24 protein-coding genes are annotated in these 20,837 nt (G+C 61.6%); 17 read left to right on the plus strand and 7 right to left on the minus strand.

Going from position 1 to position 20,837, the window contains the following annotated elements; genetic code table 11:
* Positions 1-3 precede the first annotated feature (3 nt).
* Positions 4-819, minus strand: coding sequence for a DUF72 domain-containing protein (locus ATN38_RS09110; RefSeq protein WP_218747831.1), 816 nt, complete (start codon positions 817-819; stop codon positions 4-6).
* A 44-nt stretch (positions 820-863) separates the two neighbouring features.
* Positions 864-1,046, minus strand: coding sequence for a hypothetical protein (locus ATN38_RS09115; protein ID WP_003940600.1), 183 nt, complete (start codon positions 1,044-1,046; stop codon positions 864-866).
* 81 nt (positions 1,047-1,127) lie between these two features.
* On the opposite strand from ATN38_RS09115, the gene ATN38_RS09120 reads away from it, so the two are divergent.
* From ATN38_RS09120 to ATN38_RS09140, 5 genes are all read left to right on the plus strand, one after another.
* Positions 1,128-1,448 (plus strand): GYD domain-containing protein, encoded by a 321-nt coding sequence (locus ATN38_RS09120; RefSeq protein WP_007729728.1) that lies wholly within the window; start codon positions 1,128-1,130, stop codon positions 1,446-1,448.
* A 44-nt stretch (positions 1,449-1,492) separates the two neighbouring features.
* Positions 1,493-2,341 (plus strand): LLM class F420-dependent oxidoreductase, encoded by an 849-nt coding sequence (locus ATN38_RS09125; RefSeq protein WP_175280085.1) that lies wholly within the window; start codon positions 1,493-1,495, stop codon positions 2,339-2,341.
* Positions 2,342-2,416: 75 nt separating this feature from the next.
* A complete protein-coding gene (locus ATN38_RS09130; protein WP_047271926.1) occupies positions 2,417-3,166 on the plus strand; it encodes an SDR family oxidoreductase in 750 nt (249 codons plus the stop codon).
* 62 nt (positions 3,167-3,228) lie between these two features.
* Positions 3,229-3,693, plus strand: a complete 465-nt coding sequence (locus ATN38_RS09135; protein WP_039973110.1) for an Rrf2 family transcriptional regulator — start codon at positions 3,229-3,231, stop codon at positions 3,691-3,693.
* A gap of 118 nt (positions 3,694-3,811) precedes the next feature.
* On the plus strand, positions 3,812-4,954 hold the full coding sequence (locus ATN38_RS09140) for a diguanylate cyclase (protein WP_007729732.1): 1,143 nt from the start codon (positions 3,812-3,814) through the stop codon (positions 4,952-4,954).
* 27 nt (positions 4,955-4,981) lie between these two features.
* On the opposite strand, the gene ATN38_RS09145 is transcribed toward ATN38_RS09140, so the two are convergent.
* On the minus strand, positions 4,982-5,866 hold the full coding sequence (locus ATN38_RS09145; RefSeq protein ID WP_064073862.1) for a helix-turn-helix transcriptional regulator: 885 nt from the start codon (positions 5,864-5,866) through the stop codon (positions 4,982-4,984).
* A 167-nt stretch (positions 5,867-6,033) separates the two neighbouring features.
* Here ATN38_RS09145 and ATN38_RS09150 point away from each other — a divergent pair, with 167 nt between their 5' ends.
* From ATN38_RS09150 to ATN38_RS09165, 4 genes are read left to right on the plus strand one after another with little or no spacing between them, the layout of a single operon-like run.
* Positions 6,034-7,071, plus strand: coding sequence for a zinc-dependent alcohol dehydrogenase family protein (locus ATN38_RS09150; RefSeq protein ID WP_030536486.1), 1,038 nt, complete (start codon positions 6,034-6,036; stop codon positions 7,069-7,071).
* Positions 7,072-7,107: 36 nt separating this feature from the next.
* The gene (locus ATN38_RS09155; protein ID WP_202427086.1) at positions 7,108-8,586 is read left to right on the plus strand and encodes an MFS transporter; all 1,479 of its coding nucleotides are present in this window, start codon (positions 7,108-7,110) and stop codon (positions 8,584-8,586) included.
* Positions 8,561-8,947: a DUF2255 family protein gene (locus ATN38_RS09160; RefSeq protein WP_047271924.1), complete on the plus strand. Its 387-nt coding sequence runs from the start codon at positions 8,561-8,563 to the stop codon at positions 8,945-8,947. Before ATN38_RS09155 ends, ATN38_RS09160 begins: the two co-directional genes overlap by 26 nt.
* Positions 8,948-8,976: 29 nt before the next feature.
* Positions 8,977-9,390 carry a cupin domain-containing protein gene (locus ATN38_RS09165; RefSeq protein WP_218747832.1) on the plus strand — a complete coding sequence of 138 codons (414 nt, stop codon included), beginning with the start codon at positions 8,977-8,979 and terminating at the stop codon, positions 9,388-9,390.
* Between the two features lie 13 nt (positions 9,391-9,403).
* Here the strand turns inward: ATN38_RS09165 and lexA are convergent, their stop codons facing one another.
* Complete coding sequence (gene lexA, locus ATN38_RS09170) at positions 9,404-10,093, minus strand: transcriptional repressor LexA (RefSeq protein ID WP_172827072.1); 690 nt, start codon at positions 10,091-10,093, stop codon at positions 9,404-9,406.
* 77 nt (positions 10,094-10,170) lie between these two features.
* Here lexA and ATN38_RS09175 point away from each other — a divergent pair, with 77 nt between their 5' ends.
* The gene (locus tag ATN38_RS09175) at positions 10,171-10,641 is read left to right on the plus strand and encodes a hypothetical protein (protein ID WP_054781331.1); all 471 of its coding nucleotides are present in this window, start codon (positions 10,171-10,173) and stop codon (positions 10,639-10,641) included.
* Between the two features lie 82 nt (positions 10,642-10,723).
* Here the strand turns inward: ATN38_RS09175 and ATN38_RS09180 are convergent, their stop codons facing one another.
* Entirely contained in the window at positions 10,724-12,223 is a 1,500-nt protein-coding gene (locus tag ATN38_RS09180; RefSeq protein ID WP_003940522.1) for an NAD(P)/FAD-dependent oxidoreductase, read from the minus strand.
* A gap of 517 nt (positions 12,224-12,740) precedes the next feature.
* Between ATN38_RS09180 and ATN38_RS09185 the strand changes: the two genes are divergently transcribed.
* Positions 12,741-13,400, plus strand: a complete 660-nt coding sequence (locus tag ATN38_RS09185; protein ID WP_003939969.1) for a LuxR C-terminal-related transcriptional regulator — start codon at positions 12,741-12,743, stop codon at positions 13,398-13,400.
* A 168-nt stretch (positions 13,401-13,568) separates the two neighbouring features.
* A complete protein-coding gene (locus ATN38_RS09190) occupies positions 13,569-14,456 on the plus strand; it encodes a ScbA/BarX family gamma-butyrolactone biosynthesis protein (RefSeq protein WP_218747833.1) in 888 nt (295 codons plus the stop codon).
* A 38-nt stretch (positions 14,457-14,494) separates the two neighbouring features.
* On the opposite strand, the gene ATN38_RS09195 is transcribed toward ATN38_RS09190, so the two are convergent.
* Positions 14,495-15,139: a ScbR family autoregulator-binding transcription factor gene (locus ATN38_RS09195; RefSeq protein ID WP_003940238.1), complete on the minus strand. Its 645-nt coding sequence runs from the start codon at positions 15,137-15,139 to the stop codon at positions 14,495-14,497.
* An 86-nt stretch (positions 15,140-15,225) separates the two neighbouring features.
* Here ATN38_RS09195 and ATN38_RS09200 point away from each other — a divergent pair, with 86 nt between their 5' ends.
* The 5 genes from ATN38_RS09200 to ATN38_RS09220 all read left to right on the plus strand — a co-directional run bounded on the left by ATN38_RS09200 (position 15,226) and on the right by ATN38_RS09220 (position 20,093).
* Positions 15,226-16,068 carry an NAD(P)-dependent oxidoreductase gene (locus ATN38_RS09200; protein WP_030536480.1) on the plus strand — a complete coding sequence of 281 codons (843 nt, stop codon included), beginning with the start codon at positions 15,226-15,228 and terminating at the stop codon, positions 16,066-16,068.
* 358 nt (positions 16,069-16,426) lie between these two features.
* Positions 16,427-17,545, plus strand: a complete 1,119-nt coding sequence (locus ATN38_RS09205; protein WP_218747835.1) for a hypothetical protein — start codon at positions 16,427-16,429, stop codon at positions 17,543-17,545.
* A gap of 219 nt (positions 17,546-17,764) precedes the next feature.
* A complete protein-coding gene (locus tag ATN38_RS09210) occupies positions 17,765-18,478 on the plus strand; it encodes a FadR/GntR family transcriptional regulator (protein WP_003940486.1) in 714 nt (237 codons plus the stop codon).
* A gap of 49 nt (positions 18,479-18,527) precedes the next feature.
* Entirely contained in the window at positions 18,528-19,763 is a 1,236-nt protein-coding gene (locus ATN38_RS09215) for an MFS transporter (RefSeq protein ID WP_050656055.1), read from the plus strand.
* Positions 19,764-19,946: 183 nt separating this feature from the next.
* A complete protein-coding gene (locus ATN38_RS09220) occupies positions 19,947-20,093 on the plus strand; it encodes a hypothetical protein (RefSeq protein ID WP_020723613.1) in 147 nt (48 codons plus the stop codon).
* 5 nt (positions 20,094-20,098) lie between these two features.
* Here the strand turns inward: ATN38_RS09220 and ATN38_RS09225 are convergent, their stop codons facing one another.
* Complete coding sequence (locus tag ATN38_RS09225; RefSeq protein ID WP_037128920.1) at positions 20,099-20,755, minus strand: alpha-ketoglutarate-dependent dioxygenase AlkB; 657 nt, start codon at positions 20,753-20,755, stop codon at positions 20,099-20,101.
* Positions 20,756-20,837 lie beyond the last annotated feature (82 nt).

The raw sequence follows: 20,837 nt of genomic DNA on the forward strand, positions 1-20,837 counted from the left end.
CCGTCAGCGCAGCCGCTCCAACAAGGACATTGCGTTGTGCGGCGCAAAGCCTTTCATGTCGTTGTCGAAGTAGACGTACACGTCGAGGCCCTCGTCCATCCAATCCCGAAAGCGCTTGGACCACTTGTCCAGAGCTTCGTCGGTGTACCCACTCGCATACAGTTCCTTGTCCCCGTGCATCCGCACATAGACAAAATCGGCAGTAGGAGTGGTGATGCGGGGATACCTGCCGGCTGTGTCTGCGACGACAAAACCGATGGAGCGCTCGCGCATCAGGTCCACGGCTTCGTCGGTCTCGAAGCTGGCGTGCCGCGCTTCCACCGCGTAGCGAATCGGCACGTCCCTCTCGGTCTGGGCGAACACTCGGTCTTCGGTGAGTTTGTCGTCGTGCTGTGCTGCCAGATCGGCTGCAGCCTGCGTGGTACGGGGAAGACCGTCGAAGAAGTCGGCCAATCGCTGCGATTCGAACTGCAGCGTCGGAGGTAGTTGCCACAGAATCGGCCCGAGCTTGGGGCCGAGGGCGAGCGTTCCGGCGGCAAAGAAGTTGGCGAGTCCGTCACGGGCGTCGAGCAGCCGTTTCATGTGTGTGATGTACCGGCCGCCCTTGATCGCGAACACAAAATCTTCGGGAGTTTCGCTGCGCCATTTGGTGTAGCTTTCCGGCTTCTGCAGCGCGTAGAACGAGCCGTTGATCTCGATCGACGTCAATCTCTCTGCGGCATAAGACAATTCTTTGCGGTGAGCAAGACCTTTCGGATAGAAATCTCCGCGCCACGCGGGATACGTCCACCCGGAGATACCTACCCGAATATCTGCCATCGATTCAGACTAAGCGGCACTCGAGCGTTTTGGCACTCCGTGTTTCAAACTCCGGCGCTGAGCGCGACGGATACCGGTACGACGGTCAGGCACACCACCGCACCGATGAACAACGCGATCACGAGGCGACGGTCCCACTTTCCGCGTGCACCACTGGCAGCGAGCATGAAGATCACAAAACCTACACACACGGACACGATAGTCACGATCACCGGAGTTCCAACCATGCCGTGATTGTCCCCTACCCATTGCCACCGAGCGCCCTACGGGTACACGATCGAAGTACCCATCCCGAGCTAGGAGTGGAAATGCCGAAATACCTCTGGCAAGTGACGTACTCACCCTCCGGCGCCGCCGGTCTGCAGCAGGAGGGAGGCACTGCGCGGCGCGACGCGATAACGCGAATGGTCGAAAGCATCGGTGGCACTGTCGAATCCTGCCACTTCGCACTGGGCGGTCACGACATGTTCGTGATCGGCAACCTGCCGGACGACGTCGCGGCAGCCGCATTGAGCATTCGCACGGCTGCGGCAGGTGCAGCACGCTCGGAGTCGATCACACTGCTCACGCCGGAGCAGATCGACGAGGCAGTCAAGCGACCGACCGACTACCGCGCGCCGGGCAAATGACGACGGAAGGAATAGATCCCGGCAGCAGCCGAGTTGCACCCGCTGTGACGGAGACTACGAAAACACCTGACCTGGGCACCTACGGAATCTGGCGAGGAGCGGCTGGTTTGCCGCCCGAGCTGGGAACTGCGATCGAGAAACTCGGTTTCGGCACCATCTGGATCGGCGGCTCCCCACGCGCCGATCTAGGGATCGCCGAGAAACTTCTCGACGCGACCGAGCACATCACCGTGGCAACCGGAATCGTCAACATCTGGTCCTCACCTGCGGCTGAGGTGGCGGAGTCCTATCACCGACTCGAAGCCGCGCACCCGGGGCGATTCCTGCTCGGCGTAGGCGTCGGACATCCGGAAGCGACCGGCGACTACACCAAGCCGTACGCCTCACTCGTGTCGTACCTCGACGAACTCGACGCGGCCCAGGTCCCGGAATCGCGGCGCGTCCTCGCCGCACTGGGGCCGAAGGTGTTGAAACTGTCCGCCGCTCGCGCCGCCGGCGCGCATCCGTACCTGACCACCCCCGAACACACGGCCGAAGCTCGCGAAATCCTCGGCCCTTCGAAGATCCTGGCCCCCGAGCACAAGGTTGTCCTGGAAACCGATCCGGAGAAGGCCAGAGCAATCGGTCGCCCCGCCGTCGCCAACCCGTATCTGTATCTGCGCAACTACACGAGCAATCTCGAGCGCCTCGGTTTTGCGCCCGAAGAGTTGGCCAACGAGGGGAACGATCGCGTCATCGACGCCCTGGTTGCGCGGGGTACCGCGAAGTCCATCGCGGATCGACTTCGGGAGCATGTCGCGGCGGGTGCCGATCACGTTGCGATCCAAGCACTTCCCGCCGAAGGTGATCCGATCGCGACCTACGAAGCACTGGCCGCCGAACTCTTCGACTGACCGGGCAACCCTTGACTTGGATAAGTAGTGTCCGAGTATACTTGGACACTACTTATCCGAGTAAAGGAGAAAAACATGAAGATCGTCATTTTCGGAAGCGGACTCATCGGAAGCCAGGTCGCCGCCAAGCTCGCTGACGCCGGGCACGACGTGAAGGCGCTCGGTCGCGGCGACGGGATCGACATCACCACCGGCGCAGGTATCGCCGAGGCAGTCGAGGGTGCCGACGTCGTCGTGGATCTGACCAATTCCCCTTCGTGGTCGGACGACGACGTCTTGGCCTTCTTCCGCGACGGAACCGGCCACATCCTCGCCGCGGAAGAGAAGGCAGGCGTCGGGCACCACGTCATACTGTCCATCGTGGGTGCCGATCGACTGCCCGATTCCGGGTACATGCGAGCCAAGGTCGCCCAGGAAGACCTGGTCAAAGCGGGCCCGACCCCCTACACGATCGTCCGATCGACCCAATTCTTCGAGTTCGTCGCCGGAATCGCCGACGCGGGAACCACCGACGGCGCCGTCCACGCAACGCCGGGACATCTGCAACCCATCGCGTCTCGAGACGTCGTGTCCCACGTCGCCGAGGTAGTGACCGGCGCGCCGCAAAACGGCACGGTCGAGATTGCCGGACCCGAACCGCTGGGCATCGACGAACTGGTCCGGCGCTTGTTCCTCGTCACCGGCGACAAGCGTTCGGTTATCTCCGATCCCGAAGCCGGCTACTTCGGCGCGAAACTCGACAACTCGGCACTGACCCCGACGCCCGGTGCAGATGCATGGATCGCGCCGACAACATACGACGCGTGGCTTGCCGAGAAGGCCTGACGTCGACAACTCGAGCGACGTCCGGCCCGCACCGCTTTCCGCGGCGTCGATAGAGTCCAATCATGAAGCTTTCCGGAGGCGTGGAGTGGTCACTCCACTGCTGCGTGGTTCTGAGCCAGTCCGAAGGGCCGGTACCCACAGCCAGACTCGCCGAACTTCACGGGGTGTCGAAGACATACCTGGCGAAGCATCTGCGAGCGCTCGCGCACGCCGGTCTGGTCAATCCGACCGAGGGCCGAGACGGCGGGTACGTTCTCACCCGGGCTCCCGAGAAGATCACCGTTCTCGACGTCGTACAGGCCGTTGACGGCACCGAACCTGCGTTCCGGTGCACGGAGATTCGACAGCAAGGAATCCTCGCCGCCCCACCGGAACAGTGCCGTTCCGCCTGCGGAATCGCCAAGGTCATGGCCGACGCCGAAAAAGCCTGGCGCGCATCACTGTCGGGGGTCACTATTGCAGATCTTGCTGCAACCCTGGACCTTCCGGCACTCAGAAAGATCCTGACCACACCGATCACACCCTAGAGCAGCCCACACCCCACGAGACGGCAATCCATCGTTCAACTATCGGGTACCTTGTTCGGGGATCAAATCTTGACGAAGAATCTTCCGGGAATTTTCGCAAGATCTCGGAGGGGGTTTCATGGGAGTCAGTGGCGCTGCGGGGTTGGGGCAGAACATTCGTCAAACAACGGGACTGTTGAGTCGCTGGTGGTCTCTTGCGTACGACGGCGAATGGTTCCCGAGGTTCCTGGCTGCTCGATCGATGTTGGGGACAGCCAGGGTGGTCGTCACCTTTTGGTGTGCTGTGTTCGTGGCACTCGCCGTACTGGCTCAATTCGTGAAGGGTGGCGCAACCGAGCTCCCTGAACGGCTCGCGGCGGGCGCAGCATGCATGATCGCGCTCTACTGCATGATTCGCTGGTCACTCGGACGGTCTTGGCCGAGTCACCATCAATCCGTTCGTTTCGTTTCGCTCACCAATATCTGCTTGTCCTTGATACTTCTCGCCGGAATCCATTCGAGCTTCCTGGCATTGACCGGCACCGTCCTGTTCGTGGTCGTCGCGAACTATTCGTCGGTATTCCACAGCCCTCGAATAGTCACCGCACAGATCACCGGCGCGCTGTTCGTCGTTGCGCTACTGACAATTCGAGCTGTAACCGATCCGGATACCGACTCTTCGCTGTCGGTGTCCACTGGATTCGTCATCGGGTGTGTTATCGCTTCAGCTTCGATGACCGTGCATTTCCTCGTCCTGTATTTGACCGACGACGCACGACACTCTTGGCGTGATCCACTCACCGCTGCCCTGAATCGACGTGGGCTGCACAATGTCTGGCAACAGTTGTTCGGTGTCGGCGAACTCCAAGGACACGTAGTCCTTGCGGTGGTGATCGATGTCGATTCGTTCAAGAGCGTCAACGACAAACTGGGTCACGCGGAAGGCGATCGGATGCTGGTGACAGTCGGCCGGCGCCTGAACTCGGTGGTCGGAGAGGTCGGACTGGTTGCGCGGACTGGCGGCGACGAGTTCGTGATTCTCATGCCCGTGGAGCCACGTCGCATCGAACAAACCGTGGTGGACATTCACAATTCGATATCGCGGCCCGCCGGCCGGCAGTCGATTTCCGTGAGCGTCGGAGCCAGCGTGTGGCTGTCCTCGACAATCCCGGACGCTTCGGGAACCATCGATCGGATTCTTGCCGACGCCGACAACGCGATGTATCGGGCGAAACGACGAGGTGGAGACCAGGTAGCTTGGGCAGTAACGCATCTGAGCTGAATCGACACGATTACCTGTCGATCGAATTCAGAGCGCCGCTTCGCTGTCGTTCGCCGGATCCAGCTGATCCTGGGTTGCCGCCCAACTCGCCAAGAGTTTGAGTGCGTCAGCCGTGGGCGTCCCCGGCGCCGCGGTGTAGACCAGCAGTGTCAGCCCGGGATTGGACGGCAGTTCCATCGCCTCGAAGTTCAGCTCCAGGTCGCCGACGACGGGGTGACGAACCTTCTTGAATCCCGTCCGATGAAAGCGCACATTGTGTTTCGCCCACCGGGTGCGGAATACCTCACTGCGAGTGGCAAGTTCACCGATGAGCTCGGTCAGCGCCCTGTCATGGGGATTGCGCCCCGCTTCCGAGCGGAGCATCGCGGCGATGTCGTCTGCCGCGCGCTCCCAATCCACGAAGAAGTCCTGCGATGCCGGGTCCAGGTACACGAACCGGGCGTTGTTCGCCGGCCTACGTGGATCGGCCAACACCGGCGAATACAACGCGCGCGCCATACGATTGGCCGCCAGCATGTCGTGCCTGGCATTACGTACCCACGCCGGCGCGTCGGTGATGGCGTCGAGTATCTGCTGAATCGCCGGGCTCACGCCCTTGGGGGCGGGCCGCTTTCTACTCGGTGCGCCTGCACTGGCGGCCTTCGCGAGGTCGTACAAATGGGCAGTTTCGGCTTCGTCGAGTTGCAGTGCTCGGGAAAGGCTTTCGAGCACCGAGTCCGACGCTCCCGCCAGATTTCCGCGTTCCATGCGCACGTAGTAGTCGATGCTCACACCGGCGAGCAGAGCGACTTCCTCACGGCGCAACCCCTTGACGCGACGGTTCCCGCCGTAGGCCGGCAGCCCTGCCTGCTCGGGTGTGATGCGAGCACGACGGGAGCTGAGGAATTCGCGGATCTCGGCTCGGTTGTCCATGCAGTTCACGTTACTCGAGCGGAGAAGACCGAGGGAGGTACTGCCGTTACCTGGAACAACAGACACTCCCGCGCCCGCGAGGCGCGGCGTTGACTGATTGCAGTCGACCGGTCCACGCCGAAACGTCGACTTCGAAGCACGCGACACCAGAAGCAAGAGGGGACACCATGCGAGCAACCATCATGTACGGCGCCGGAGACGTTCGAGTCGAGACCGTGCCCGATCCGGCACTGCAGCAGCCGACGGACGCGATCGTGCGGGTCGTCAGGGCGTGCGTTTGCGGCTCTGACCTGCACCCTTACCACAACATGCCGGCCACGCCCGGTGGTTCCCCGATGGGCCACGAATTTGTCGGAGTGGTCGAAGAGACCGGTCGCGAGGTGTCCACGTTGAAGAAGGGCGACTTCGTCATCGCCCCCTTCGCCTGGTCCGACGGGACGTGCGACTTCTGCCGCGAAGGCTTGCAGACGTCTTGCCGACACGGTGGATTCTGGGCCGGAAACGGGATCGGAGGCGGTCAGGCAGAGGCCATCCGAGTGCCGTTGGCAGACGGCACCCTGGTCAAGGCGCCGGTCGGTGAGGATTCCGAACTCCTACCGTCACTGCTCACACTCTCCGACGTCTTCGGCACCGGCTATCACGCGGCGGTCAAGGGTGGCGTCAACCAACGCACGACGGTCACGGTCATCGGCGATGGAGCCGTGGGGCTGATGGCAGTGCTCTCCGCCAAACGCCTCGGCGCCGAGCGCATCATCCTCATGGGGCGCCACAAGACCCGCACGGATCTCGGTCTCGAGTTCGGAGCCACCGACGTGGTTGCCGAACGTGGAGATGAGGGCATCGAGAAAGTCCGCGAACTGACCGGAGGCGACGGCACTCATGTCGTCCTCGAAGCGGTAGGTCACATGCCTGCCTACGAGCAGTCGCTCGGAGTTGTCCGACCGGGCGGCGTCATCAGCCGAGTCGGGGTACCCCAATACGAAGAAGCTCCAATCGGATTCGGGACACTCTTCGGACCCAACATCACACTCACCGGTGGACCGGCCCCGGTGCGCGCGTACATCGAAGAGCTGATGCCGGATGTGCTCGATGGAAAGATCGAGCCGGGCAAGGTCTTCGACCACACCGTCGGACTCGACGACGTAGCGGAAGGCTACCGAGCCATGGACTCCCGTGAATCGTTGAAGGTCCTCGTCCGCCCGTAGTCCACCACTTGCGAAAGTCCACCACTTGCGAAGAAGATGCGCGTGACCCACATTGCCACCCGTCCTGTTGCCGGTCGCATCAATCCCACCGCGATCCTGGCGATCATTCTGATCAGCTATTTCATGATCCTGCTCGACAATTCGATCATCTTCACCGGGCTACCCAGCATCCAAAGCAGCATGGGTTACTCGGCAACCGGGCTGTCCTGGGTCCAGGACGCCTACACCCTGGTGTTCGGCGGGCTTCTCCTGCTGGGTGCTCGTCTCGGGGACATCTTCGGCCGTCGTCGCGTATTCGTGGCCGGTCTCGCGATTTTCGCGATTGCGTCGTTTCTCGTCGGGGTCGCGCCGAACGGTTGGTGGCTCATCGCAGCGCGCGCTCTCCAAGGCGTCGGAGCAGCAGTGGTCGCCCCGGCGTCGCTGTCACTGCTGACCGCCAGTTTCCCGCCCGGCCCGGAGCGAACGCGCGCTGTTGCCTGGTACGGCGCTGCTGCGGGAATAGGCGCCAGCCTCGGACTCGTGATCGGCGGCGCCCTTGCCGACTGGGTGTCTTGGCGCGCAGGCTTTTTCATCAACGTTCCGATCGGTATCGCGATGATCGCTCTCGCTCCCCGGTTCATTCCGGAAACCGAGCCCAACTCCGGACGTTTCGATGTGGCCGGCGCTGTTCTCGCCACACTCGGGATGACCGCGCTCGTCTTCGGCACCGTCAACTCGGCCGAAGCGGGGTGGACCTCACCGATCACCGTTGCGACACTGGCGGCCGGGGCGATACTACTGACCTTGCTCTTCCTCAACGAAGCGAGAGCGGAGCAGCCGATCATGCCACTGAGGTTGTTCCGTAGCCGGGAGCGATCCGGGGCGTACGCCGCCCGAATGCTCTATCTGGGTGCCATGATCGGATTCTTCTACTTCACGACTCAGCTACTCCAAGGCGTCATGGGCTTCAGCGCGTTCCAAGCAGGCATCGCCTTCTTCCCGATGACGATCGTCAATTTTGCTGTGGCGATGCTTATTCCGCGACTGACACCGCGATTCGGAAATTCCGCAATTCTGTCGGTTGGCATTGCCGTCACCCTAGCCGGGATGGCGTGGCTCAGTCTGGTCCATCCCGGCAGCACGTACCTCACTGCGATAGCACTTCCGATGATCTTGATCGGCGCCGGACAGGGGTTGGCTTTCGCCCCACTGACTTCTGCTGGCATCTCCGGGGTACAGGCCGAAGATGCCGGTGCCGCATCAGGATTGGTCAACACTGCACATCAACTGGGCAGTGCTCTCGGACTCGGCATCCTCGTCGCAGTCTCCGCGGGCGCCGGATCCTCTGCCGACGACGCTACAACGGCACTCACCGATCACGTATCAACGGCTCTCACCGCAGGCACCGCCCTGCTCGCCGCTTGTCTCGTCATCGTCCTCGCACTGATCGTCCCGGCTACGAGAACGCGAAGTACCGCAAAGCAATTCGACCAGGAGAAAGGAAGCCGAGATGTCGCACTCGTGGACCGAGGCTGAACTGACCAAGATCGGCGACGCCGAGGAGTTGCAGGTCTCCTCGTACCGCCGAGACGGAACCGCAAGGCCGTACGTCACGATTTGGGTTGTCCGTACCGACAACCAACTGTACGTTCGCTCGGCCTACGGAACCGACAACCCGTGGTTCGTCCGAGCAACGGCAAGTGGAACGGGCCGAATCCGAGCAGGAGGAATCGAGCGGGACGTGGCGTTCGAGTCCGCCGCACCGGATGCCCACACGTCGATCGACTCCGCCTATCACACCAAGTACGACCGCTACGGCCCGCAGATCGTCGGCTCCGTCACCGGCCGCGCCGCCGCACCCAACACCATTCGACTTGTTCCGCTGACGCAGAACTGAACCGCCCCTTTCGATTCCGAGGAGACCTCATGGAAATCTTGAAGCCCCAGCCCACCAGCAAAGCACCCAGCGACTGTTTCACCGGCGACGTCTGGTGGGACGTCATCTACGCCGGACAGGAGCCGTCGAGGATGCGCGCCAACATGGTTCGCTTTGCACCGTGCGCGCGAACCGACTGGCACTCCCATGCAGTCCGACAGACCCTCCACATCGTCTCCGGGACCGCGCTGGTTCAAGCTCGCGGCGGCGAGATCGTCGAAGTCCACCCGGGTGAGACCGTCTACACCCCAGCGGGAGAGGAACACTGGCACGGCGCGGCACCCGACCGTTTCATGAGCCACCTCGCACTGTGGGAAGGACCCGGCGACGGAGGCACCGAAACTACATGGGGCGACAAAGTCACCGATGAGGAATACGGCGGTCCCCGCGCCAACCATCGCTGAGACCGGACACCTCTCAGATACGTCGCATCACGGAAACAACTTTGCCCAGGATGACCGCGCGATCGCCGTCGATGACGCTGTACGCGGGATTGCGAGGCTCGAGGTACACGTGACCGTCGCGACGCCGGAGCACCTTCACCGTGGCCTCGCCGTCGATCATCGCGGCGACGATCTCACCGGAATGAGCTTCGTCCTGGCGGCGCACCACGACGACGTCACCGTCACAGATCGCTGCGTCGACCATCGACTCACCACGCACCCGAAGTCCGAACACCGTGCCGGAGCCGACGAGCTCGCGAGGAAGCGCAAGCACCTCGTCGGCGTGCTCCTCCGCGAGGATCGGCGCGCCGGCCGCGATGTCACCGACGACCGGAACCGTCACCGTATTCGACGACGACTGTTCCTTCGCGCCTACGAGGAACGGCCGCACGTCCAACTGCCGAGCCATGGCCGCTCCCCTACGGAGGAAGCCCTTCTCTTCGAGACTCTTGAGGTGCTTGGACACCGTCGACGTCGAGCGCAGACCAACCGCGTCTCCGATCTGCCGTGTGCTCGGCGTGCACCCGTTGGCAGCCACGAGATCCCGGATGGTCATCAGAATCTGCTGCTGGCGGAGCGGCAGGGAGGAGGCGTCGAGGCCACCGAACATGTCGAGATCGTCGTAATCGGTCACGACGAGAATCGTAGTGAGGGGTCCCGACATCCAGGCCAGGCAGCCGGAGTCTGCCAGAAACGGCACAGGCAGTTTGTTTCCCGAGCGGCGCATGGCACGCTGAGCTGATGGAGCCTCTCGAACCGATGCGCCCGGTCAGTGTTCCCGCCGACACCCATAAGTCGACGCCGATCTGGAAGTCGGCACCGGTCACTTTGGGAACGGTGGGTGTGTTTGCCTACGCATTGATGTCCGCGAGAACCGGCGTCGTCGAAGTTGCACTTGGCGCGGCGATCGCGATCGCCGGCGCCGCCCTCTACTGCATGTCAGTGATGCGCACGATCAGAGAAAACTCGTGCAGCCGCGTACCTCTGCTCGGAACCCCACCCGTCTCGCCCCGTGACGTCGACCTGCTCGCCGGGGCCGGGATGCCCTTGATCATGGGCGGATCGTTGCTGGCCATACGAGCAGCGGGATGGACCTGGCCATATCTCTATCTCGGACTGCTCGCCGTGATCATGGTCGCTACCTATGTTCTTCCCGTGGTGGTGCACAACCGACGATTACGGAAGCGAACTCACCGATCGCAAACCCCGTGACGCGGGTACGTCGACGCAACATCTCCAGCACATTCTCCGACGTCCCCACTGGTACGACCGGTCCATCCCCCGGTGGAGCCGACTATGCGCTGGCGACCTTGCTATCAGGCACGACAGCAATATCGACCTTGCTGAACTGCAGCACACCGTCTTCGATCTCGGCGTCGTGCATCAGCTTGCGGTCGCGGTAGTAATTGTTGACCACTTTCCACGCACCGCGGGCACCCTGACGCGGCATCTCTCCGTCGCCGCGCTGGATGTAGCCCGAGGTCAGGGCTCCGCCCATGAGAGATTCTTCGGCGAAGTCCTCAGGTTCGGCGTGAACCTCGAAAGTCGTGTAGTCGCGCTTACGCATGATCTTGAGTACGCGACACAGATAGGACGCGGCCAGGTCTGCCTTGAGCGTCCAGGATGCGTTGGTGTAGCCGAGGATCATCAGGAAGTTCGGGATGTCGGAGTAGAGCACGCTCTTGTAGGCGACCGTCTCGTTGAGCTTGACGGGCTCGCCGTCGATGCTCATGGTCGCCCCGCCCAGGATCTGTACGTTCAAGCCGGTCGCCGTGACGATGACGTCGGCCTCGATTTCGCGGCCCGACTCGGTCACGATGCCCTTCTCGGTGAACGTGGCGATACGGTCGGTGACGATGTCGGCCTTGCCGCTCTTGAGCACCTTGAACAGGTCCCCGTTGGGAACCACGCACAGGCGCTGATCCCACGGGTTGTAGTTGGGGGTGAAGTGACGCAGGTCCACGTTCTTGCCGAGTTGCAAGCGGATCTGGGTGAGGAACAGCTTCTTCGCCAGCTTCGGATTGGTACGTGAGAGCTGAAAGCTGGCGCGTTGCAGTGCGATATTGCGGGCTCGACCGATCTTGTAAGCGATCTGGTCGGGAACGCGTGCAAGCTTGAGACCCTTGGCAACAGGGTCCTCGGACGGAAGCGCCTGGATCCACGTGGGCGAGCGCTGCAGCATGGTGACGTGACCGGCAGTGGGGGCCATCGACGGGATCAGGGTGATCGCGGTGGCACCGGAACCGATGACCACTACCTTCTTTCCGGTGTAATCGAGATCCTCCGGCCAGTGCTGCGGGTGCACGATCTGACCACGGAAGTCGTCCTCACCGGGGAAGGCGGGGCGGTATCCCTTGTCGTAGTTGTAGTAACCACAGGCGCCGACGAGGACGTTCGCGGTCCACGTCTCGGTCTCCCCCGTCGCCTCGACCAGGACGGTCACGGACCACTGAGCAGTCGCGCGATCGAAGTCCATTGCCACGACCTTGCGGCCGAAGTTGATGTGGTCGGTGACGCCGTATTCCTTGGCGGTTTCCTCGACATAGTCACGGATACTGGCGCCGTCTGCGAGCACTTTGGTTCCGATCCACGGACGGAAACCGAATCCGAAGGTGAGCATGTCGGAATCCGATCGGATGCCGGGATACTTGAACAGGTCCCAGGTGCCACCGATGTTCTCGCGGCGTTCGAGGATCGCGTAAGTACTTCCGGTCTGCTCACGAATGAGGTGGCAAGCCGCGCCGATTCCGGACAAGCCAGCGCCGATGATCAGTACGTCGACATGCTGTGTCATGAGGAAACTCGTTTCGTCGGTCGTCGCGAAGCTACTTCTGGCGTCGGCAGTGACCGAGAACGATCGGCCGGTTCAGGCCGGGTTCCCTAAGGTCAGCGCCAATGAACAGGGTATGTGCAACTGACGGTAACAGTCAATATCTCGACCCGGCCGCGTACGGAACATTGAGGCGCGACGCACCGGCCTCGCGGAAACTCGATCGAGACGCCTGAATGCCTCGAGCCATTGGGGAGTCGTTCACGTCGTCGACGGAACGCCTAATGGCTCGTCTACGCGGGATACTCATCGCCCAAATATTCAGCGCCCTAGCATAATTCGAAGGTCCACGATCAGGTGTCGAACGCGCGAGTTTCCATGGGAGGACGGGCAACTGCGATATCGCCGTAACCTTCGTGCGCATCAGCGGAAAGGTCACTGCGATAGCTAACCTGCTGACGAAACCACGCTGAAAGCAACGGTTTTGGTTCCGCAGCGAAGAGAGCGGGCGGAGTGGACCTCCACCGGAGATGTAGTCGCTATGACACTCTCCAGCACAGTCACCCTGTACACCACTCATAGCGATCGAGAGTTCGCCAATGCAATCGCTGCCGGAATCAGCGCCAGGGCTTATTCCGAGCCACAAACCGCAGACATGAGCCTGTTAAGGCATCACACCAGCGATCACGGTAGAGCGCTCGTTCTCCTACCACTCGGGGGCGTCGATTGGCAGGTGAAGGAGCTCTCCGCGCTCGAGGGATCGGTCCTGGTCGGCGATCTCAGTAGCGGCAACTCCATGATTCGGGGGCTCGCAGCGGGCGCCCACGCCGTGCTCAACTCTCAACTGCCATTCGCATCCCTGCTCGATGAGCTGCAGGCCGCGATCAACCCCAACTCCGCTCGGTCTGCACACGACAAGTCCTCGCTCGTACAACGCATCCGGTTGCGCACCGAAGAATTCGCACGAATCAGCAGTCTCACCGATCGCGAGTTCGAGATCGTGGGCCTTCTCTACGGAGGCTCGAATGTCGACTCGATTGCTCGAACCGCCCACATCGCACCGACCACGGTTCGCGCCCACATCCGAAGCATCCTGCAAAAACTGGGGGTGCATTCCCAGCTGGAGGCATGCGCGATGCTCCGCCGCTCTGGTCACGACGCACGCAGACACCCACTGGAACTTCGGATCGGACGCTTCTAGCAGGAAGTGCCCCAGACACACTCGCCGAGATGGGGTGCCGCCCCTGATCGAACTCGACCTTCGAAAAGATCGTCAATTTTGACGATTCGATGACGCGCCCGGACGTCGAATATTAGGTCCTACACGACACCGAAGACACGAGTGAACATCGAAAGGTGCATTCAATCAATGGAATACACACGCACAGTGCCGCGGCATCTCGTCCACAGACATGCTGTTGCCGAGGTTTTCTTGACGGACTACCGGATCGAATCGGACTCGGCGTACCAGGTTGCTGTGCAACTCCCGGTCTCGCACCGGATATTCGACGTATCGAGCGAGCAACACGATCCGCTCGGGGTGGCAGAAGCATTTCGACAGGCAGTGGTGCTTCTGTGCCACACCCGATACGAGATTCCACTGCACTACAAGTTCCTCATGGAAACGTTCAGCTTCGAGATGCTGGACGCGCTCGACGTGCAATCAGTCGCGGAGCCGTTGAGTTTCTCGATGACAGTGGACAACCTCACTCATCGCGACGGAGCGGTTTCGGGGGTCGAAGTATCGGGGATCCTCAGCGAGGGCAACCGGCACGTCGCCAGATGCAACGCTGTTGCGCGAGGAGTCAGCCCCGAGGGATACCGTCGAATTCGGCAAGGACGAGAAGACCACCGCCCGAGCCGACGCATCCTTCCTTCCGGAGTCGCGGTGGTCGGATCGGAGCGAGTCGGACGCCTAACCGATGGAGATGTGCTCATCAGCACTGATCCTGCTCGGCACGCGATGTTCTGCGCTCCCGATCCGCGCAACCACTCCCTTTTCGATCACCCCGTCGACCACATCCCAGGAATGATTCTTTTCGAGGCCGCCCGACAAGCGCTCCGATTTCACATCGGCAACCCAGCAACAAAGATCGCCTCACTCTCGGCGGTCTTTCCGAGGTTCACTGAATGGGAAACGCCGTGCGAGGTGTCAATGATCCCCCTTGACGCGTCGGGCCATGTGCACCGAGTTCGGTTCACTCAAGAACTGGAAACCACCGCGGAACTCGAAATTACAGTTGCGGACCAATCATGAGAGGGAACGAACACGTTCTTCTCGTCGCGTCTTCCACGTCAAGCGCTCGGTGCTTCCCACTCTCTCGGTGCAAGCGCCGCCAGTTGCATGACGTGCGCCAACTTGTCCTCGCGGACGATCGTTGGCAGCACCAGGTTCCACATCTGACTCAACCGCTCGTACAGATCGGTTCTGCCCGTCAGCATTTCCGAGAGAATCTGCACTCCGGTGAACGACCCCACCACAAATCGAGCCAACGCGTCGATATCGGTGCCCGGGACGATATCGCCGGCTTCGGCCGCTTGGGTTGCCACCTGCTTGATAGCCTCGATCCAATCGAGGTACGGCTGTTCGATGGGGCCTTGAATACTGCCGATCTCCATCGTCAACCGCATGCCACCTCGCGCGATGGGCTCGGTCACAAGCTGCCGAGCCATCTCCTGCGAAACGAGCACCAGGGTTTCGACCGCGATGTCGGAGTGCGCAGCAACCCGCCGGGTACCCTCCATCGCCATACCGTGCTGCGCTGCGATGACCGCGTGCGCAAGCTCCTCCTTGGACGCGAAATGAAAATACATCGCCCCCTTCGACACACCCCCGTGCTGCAAGATCGTGCCCAAACTGGCGGAGTACCCGAACTTCTCGAAGCTCTTCGCAGCACCCAAAATGACGGCCTGGCGCGTCAGGACAGCACGCTCCTGCATGATCTACCCAGCTCTCGTTGCCGACGGAATGAATCTCAACGATACGTCGAAAGAGCTCGCAGCAACGCTCTCGACACGGACACACCGTGACGACTCTGGTACTCGGGGCCACTGGTTTCATCGGCTCCGCAGTGATGAAACAGCTGGTTTCCCGCGACGGAAACGCTGCAATCGGTTTCGTTCGCACGGCCACCGCAGCCAAACAGTTCGGCCGTGAAGGAATCGCCACCGTGATCGGCGACATCAACGAAAGTGCTTCTCTACGACTTGCAATGAGTCAGGCGTCGACCGTCATCTGTTGCGTGTCGTACGTGGGCGACGACGAACAACAGTGCGTTCACGTCAACCAACACGGCGTACAGAACGTTGCGTCGATGGCCGCCGACGTCGGCGTCGAACGCTTGCTCTACGTCAGTACCGCGGCCGTGTACGGGCCGGGACCGTTTCGAGACTTGCCGGTCAACGGCGCACCTCTCAGCCCCTTCTCACCTGCCAGTCGCACGCGCGCTCTCGCCGAGAAGTTCGTGCGCGACGCCGGAGGCCTGGTCGTCCGGCCGCATCTCGTGTACGGACCCGGCGACAGATGGTTTCTTCCGACACTGACGCGAATTGTCTCTCGCCTCGACTCGATCATCGACGGCGGTAGCGCTGTCCTGTCGGTAGTCGACGTAGACCTACTCGCCCGATCCATCTACGAGTTGTCGATAGAACAGCAATTTCGCTACGGCTCAACACTTCACGTCAACGAGCCTGTCCCGCGGACAGTCATCGACCTTCTCGAGCAACATGCACGGGAGACCAACTGGACTCTGCCCCAGAACTCCATCCCCCGCGCCGACGCGGTGAAAGCTGCTGCCCAGCTGAGTCTCGACATGCACCAGATCGACATGATCAGCCTCGATCACTGGTTCCGGTCGAGACTGTACTGATGGCACACGGATCACTCTCGCCAAAACACCTGTCTCCCAACCTTTTCAGCCCTCTCCATTGTTCAGCCTCAGCAATCAATACGACCTATTTCGCAGTCACTACAGGCAAACAGAGAGCTCTGATCGACGAAAACCACGGCTACACAAAGACGGCAGTGATCGCGCACACCAAAGAAGCGGCGTTCACGCGACTGGCAGCAGCCTGGGGCTCCCTTCCGTCCGCCTTCGCCGCCGAATGCAGTGTGTGGCGATCATGTCGTGCGCGACGGGACCGTCGGGATTTCCGACATCAAAGGAGAAAGTTCTCCGTCTCAACGACCTCGGCTACCGTCATCTGAACCAGAAAACGGGAGAACAGATGCTCACTGCGGATATTTTGCTGTCGGGCCCGCGCGGACGCCGGATGCTGCTCGCGTATGCGATCGACGCCGAACGCGCCCTGCGTCCCGAGCCAGGCGACGACATGTTCCGCATCAACGCTCACCGGGCGGCGTATCACCTCGACATCGGACAAGGAACCTCCCAAGTGTTGTTCGGCCCGGGCGCCGAAGAGGCCCGGCAGACCATAGTCACCGCGGAGGGCGTGGCGCGCAGCCTCACGGAAATATCGCTCCCCGACGTCACCGCCGTCGATCTACGCTCCGCCCTCGCAGAAGCGGTCGATGCGGCGCGTTACTGGCAGGATCCCGACGGAGAAGACGTCCTCGTCGCCACCGAAGTTATGCGAGACGAGCTTCGACGCGTCGCCGAGCACATCGCCGGCTCCGAATGCGCGCGGTGGTGGTCAACCTCGCTCGCCTCATCCGACCAATGGTCGATTCTGAGCAGAGGTGAGGAATCTCCGGACACAGACGAAGTGCCTGCTGCGCAACAACTCCTCAGCGAGTGGCGCACGAGCACCCTGGAATCGGAAGCGAGAGCTGAACGTGACCGCCCGGTGGACCCCGCGGCGAACTGGTCAGATTATTGGTGGTCGAATCCACCCACTCAGGGTTCGACGAGGGCGCTGTTCGACGGGACTCCGGCGGGCTTGTGGTTCGTCGAAGACAGCATGGGATGGGAACGGGTCGTCGTCCGAGCATTGCGGCCACCGACTGGCGCACGCATCTACGAGATCGACAGCGCGCAAGCCTGGTCGGAGCTGTGCAGACGGTTCCCGCTCGAGGTCACCGCAGAAACGCGGCAGGTTTGGTATCGGACTACCGGCCGATCAGGCAGGTGGGTCATCCCCGACTGGGTGCAGGTCGCGGAAAGATTTGAGGGAGTGCACCTTACCGTGACGGGATACCTCGCGGCAGCAGGAACCGCGATCGAGGTCGATACCGAGACGGCGAGCGTCATCGCGGGCTGGGCACCCGACGAAACATACTGGTTCACCGATGCTGCCACCTACATTTCCGAGCCGTGTGCTTGGGTGCTGCACGACGGCCCGGAAGTGACCGACCAGCCCGCATGGACGCTGGAATCGCAGCAATGACCCGCACGTGAGGGTCTGCTAGGCATGAGGTTCCGTGAGGAATCGATCGCAGTTGCCCTTCGAGTCGAGTCAACTGCCCCGTGCGCGGTCGGCAGGAGCACTCACGTGCACGCAGACATGCGGAAGGGCGGTACCCCGCCCAGGCCGATCCGAACCCGAGTGCCCTAGATCACAAAGGTAAACCTATCCACAAATCGCCAAATGTCCTACATTTGACTCATGCCGGATTCCCGTATCGCACCCACCGCACGCAACATCCCACTTTCAGTGCAGATCGCGGAACAACTGCGGTCCCAGATCACTTCTGGCAACTGGGAATTAGGGGAGAAGATCCCCGGCGAGCATCAACTTGTCGAAATGACCGGCGCGAGCCGCAATACGGTCCGGGAGGCCATTCGCGGCCTCGTCCATGCCGGCCTCCTCGAAGCACGCCCGGGAGACGGAACCTACGTCTGCGCGAGCTCAGAACTCGAAATTGCACTTCAAAGACGTGCAGCGGCGGAGAACGTGCTCGAAATCTTCGAAGCCCGTGAAGCTTTGGAGCTCTACGCCGCCCGACTCGCAGCCGAACGAGCCCTGCCCGAAGACATCGACCGAATGACTCGGGCTTTGGATGGCCGAGACGCTGAGCCCGACGTCGCCAAATCCGTCGAGTACGACCTCGACTTCCACCTGGAGATGTTCGCAGCGAGCGGGAACCAACTGATCACGGACATCTACCGCAGTCTCGATCGCTCTGACACCATGAGCATCCCACAAGGTAAGTCCGACAAGGAGACTCGACAGCTGTTCATCGGACCTTGGACCGACGACGACCCACACCGGCAGCTGCTTGCGGCCATCCGTGACCGCGATCCGGACGGCGCAGCCGCCGCAGTGGTCCGACTGATGGACCACAGCCGATCCCTCTTTCTGCAAAACATGCCGAAGTAGCTGACACACAAGAGGTTCAGCGCACAGACAATCTCAGAAGGGCACACCTATGGCTAACGTCATCTCCGACACCGAAAACGTGGCGTCTGCCCCGAGCGCGATACCGATAATGCGCCGAGGACTCGTTATCGCTGGCATTCTTCTCATCGCAGCCAATCTTCGAGCCTCAATCACAGTCGTCGGCCCGCTACTCGGTGAGGTACGCACCGATCTCGATATCTCGTCGACAACAGCATCAGCGCTGATCAGCCTTCCACTGCTGTGCTTCGCAGTGTTCTCCCCCGTTGCCCCGGTCATCGCAGCTCGGTGGGGAATGGAACGGACACTCGCAGCAGCACTCGGCATGCTCGCCTTAGCGATCGTGATCCGCTCTGTTCCGTGGATGCCTGCGCTGTGGATCGGTACCGTATCGCTCGGCATGTCCATCGCAACAATGAACGTTCTACTGCCGGCGCTCCTCAAACGAGACTTCCCGACCGAAGCCGGCCGTTTGACCGGCATCTTCTCGGCGGTCTCTGCAGCCGTCGCCGCAACCGCATCCGGACTTGCCGTGCCGATCGCCGGTCTCACCGATCACGGTTGGCGGATCGCATTCGGAATCTGGGCTGCTATGGCTCTCATAGGATTTGGGGTGTTCCTTCCCCAACTTCGCCGACGCACGCTTCCGAAACACGATCATGCTGCGGCTTTGGATTCCCATCCAGGCGGCCATCGCTCCCCCTGGCGCTCAGCACTCGGGTGGCAGATCACAATATTCATGGGCGTCCAATCTCTCTTCTTCTACACCGTTCTGACATGGTGGCCCACCATTGAAGAATCACACGGCACTACCGCGGCTACCGCCGGACTGCATCAAGGCATCATGCAAATATTCTCGATCGTCGGCAGCCTCCTCACAGCAGTGCTCCTGCACAAACTGCCCAAGGATCAGAGAGGAGCCGTCCTCGGGCTGGTGTCGGTCGCCGCAGTGGCAGTTCTCGGCCAACTCCTCCTCCCCTCCTGGGCCCTGCTGTGGAATGCATTCCTCGGCATCGGCATCGGCGGATCGATTGTCATTGCCTTGTCCTTCTTCGCAATACGCACTGTCAATCACGGTCAAGCAGCGGCACTCTCGGGTATGGCACAGTCCGTCGGATACCTTCTGGCCGCCACCGGTCCTCTCGTTTTCGGTGCACTGCACGACGCCGTCGATTCCTGGACGACTCCGCTGATCGCGTTGCTGGTGCTGCTGGCCGTGCAACTCGTCTTCGGCTCCCTCGCCGGCCGCAACAAGACACTGGGATAAGCGAACCACGGTCGCCTCGAATCCACCCACCAACCTCCCCAGACCCGTGCCGCGACCCGAACTGTCGTCGACGTGCTGAGGTCCGAGGATGTCGACGAGACAGCGGGGCGCTCAACGGCCTACCGAATTGCACCCGGCCCATCCCCGACTGGTGGATCGGAGCCGGAAGTCGATAATGAGGGCATGAACGAGACACAACCCCACAACCTCGAACGAGAGCGCTGGCGCACGCTGCCAACTCCACCGTCGACCGAGTTGATCGAGATGGTCGGGGACGGACCTTCGAGCGCAGACTTCGACCCTGCTGCACCAGTGGCACAGCAGGGGTGAGACAGTCACGACATTCCGGTATCCCGCAGGGTGATGTTCAGCCGCCCGGACGGCAGACCTATGTCGGGACTTGCACTTCCCGCAATAACTTTCGGCACTCCGTGATATGCGAACCGAGACTCTCCACCGAAGACGAAGAGATCACCCGAATGGAGTTCGACGTCGGTGTACGGCTTGTTCCGGTTCTCGGAATTCCCGAATCGAAAGACACAACTCTGCCCGACGCTCAGTGAGACGACGGGAGCGTCGCAGCGCTCGTCCTTGTCCTGGTGCATGCCCATCCGAGCGCCCTCGTCGTAGAAATTGATCAGCGCGGTGTCCGGCGTGTACCGCTCCCCCGCAGTCGGATCATCATAGGCAGCGGCAACTGCGGCCCGGCCGAGGTCGACGAGCCAGTCAGGCACCGCTGCGACAGGCGCACCGTTCACGTCGTCGGCGGTGCGCGTGTACTTGTACGGCTGCCAATGCCAACCGAGACAGACTGTTTGCACCGACATCTTGTGCCCACCAGGGACAACAGCGGAGCGCATCGGTACGGGTGCGGTCGCCCACCGTCGGCACTCGGCCACCAAGAAGCGTTGCTGTTCGACGCTGAGCCAATCCGGAACGAGGATCGCCCCCGGCGCCACTTCCAATCGTGGCCGAGGAATCAGAGCGTTCATGGTTTCCACGCTAATCGGTTTCGAAGCATTGACACCCTCGGCATGGGCTCGTATCGTAATCAACAGGTTGGTTGATAAAGGA

The sequence above is a fragment of the Rhodococcus sp. FH8 genome (assembly GCF_019266085.1).
Classification (GTDB): domain Bacteria; phylum Actinomycetota; class Actinomycetes; order Mycobacteriales; family Mycobacteriaceae; genus Rhodococcus_F; species Rhodococcus_F qingshengii.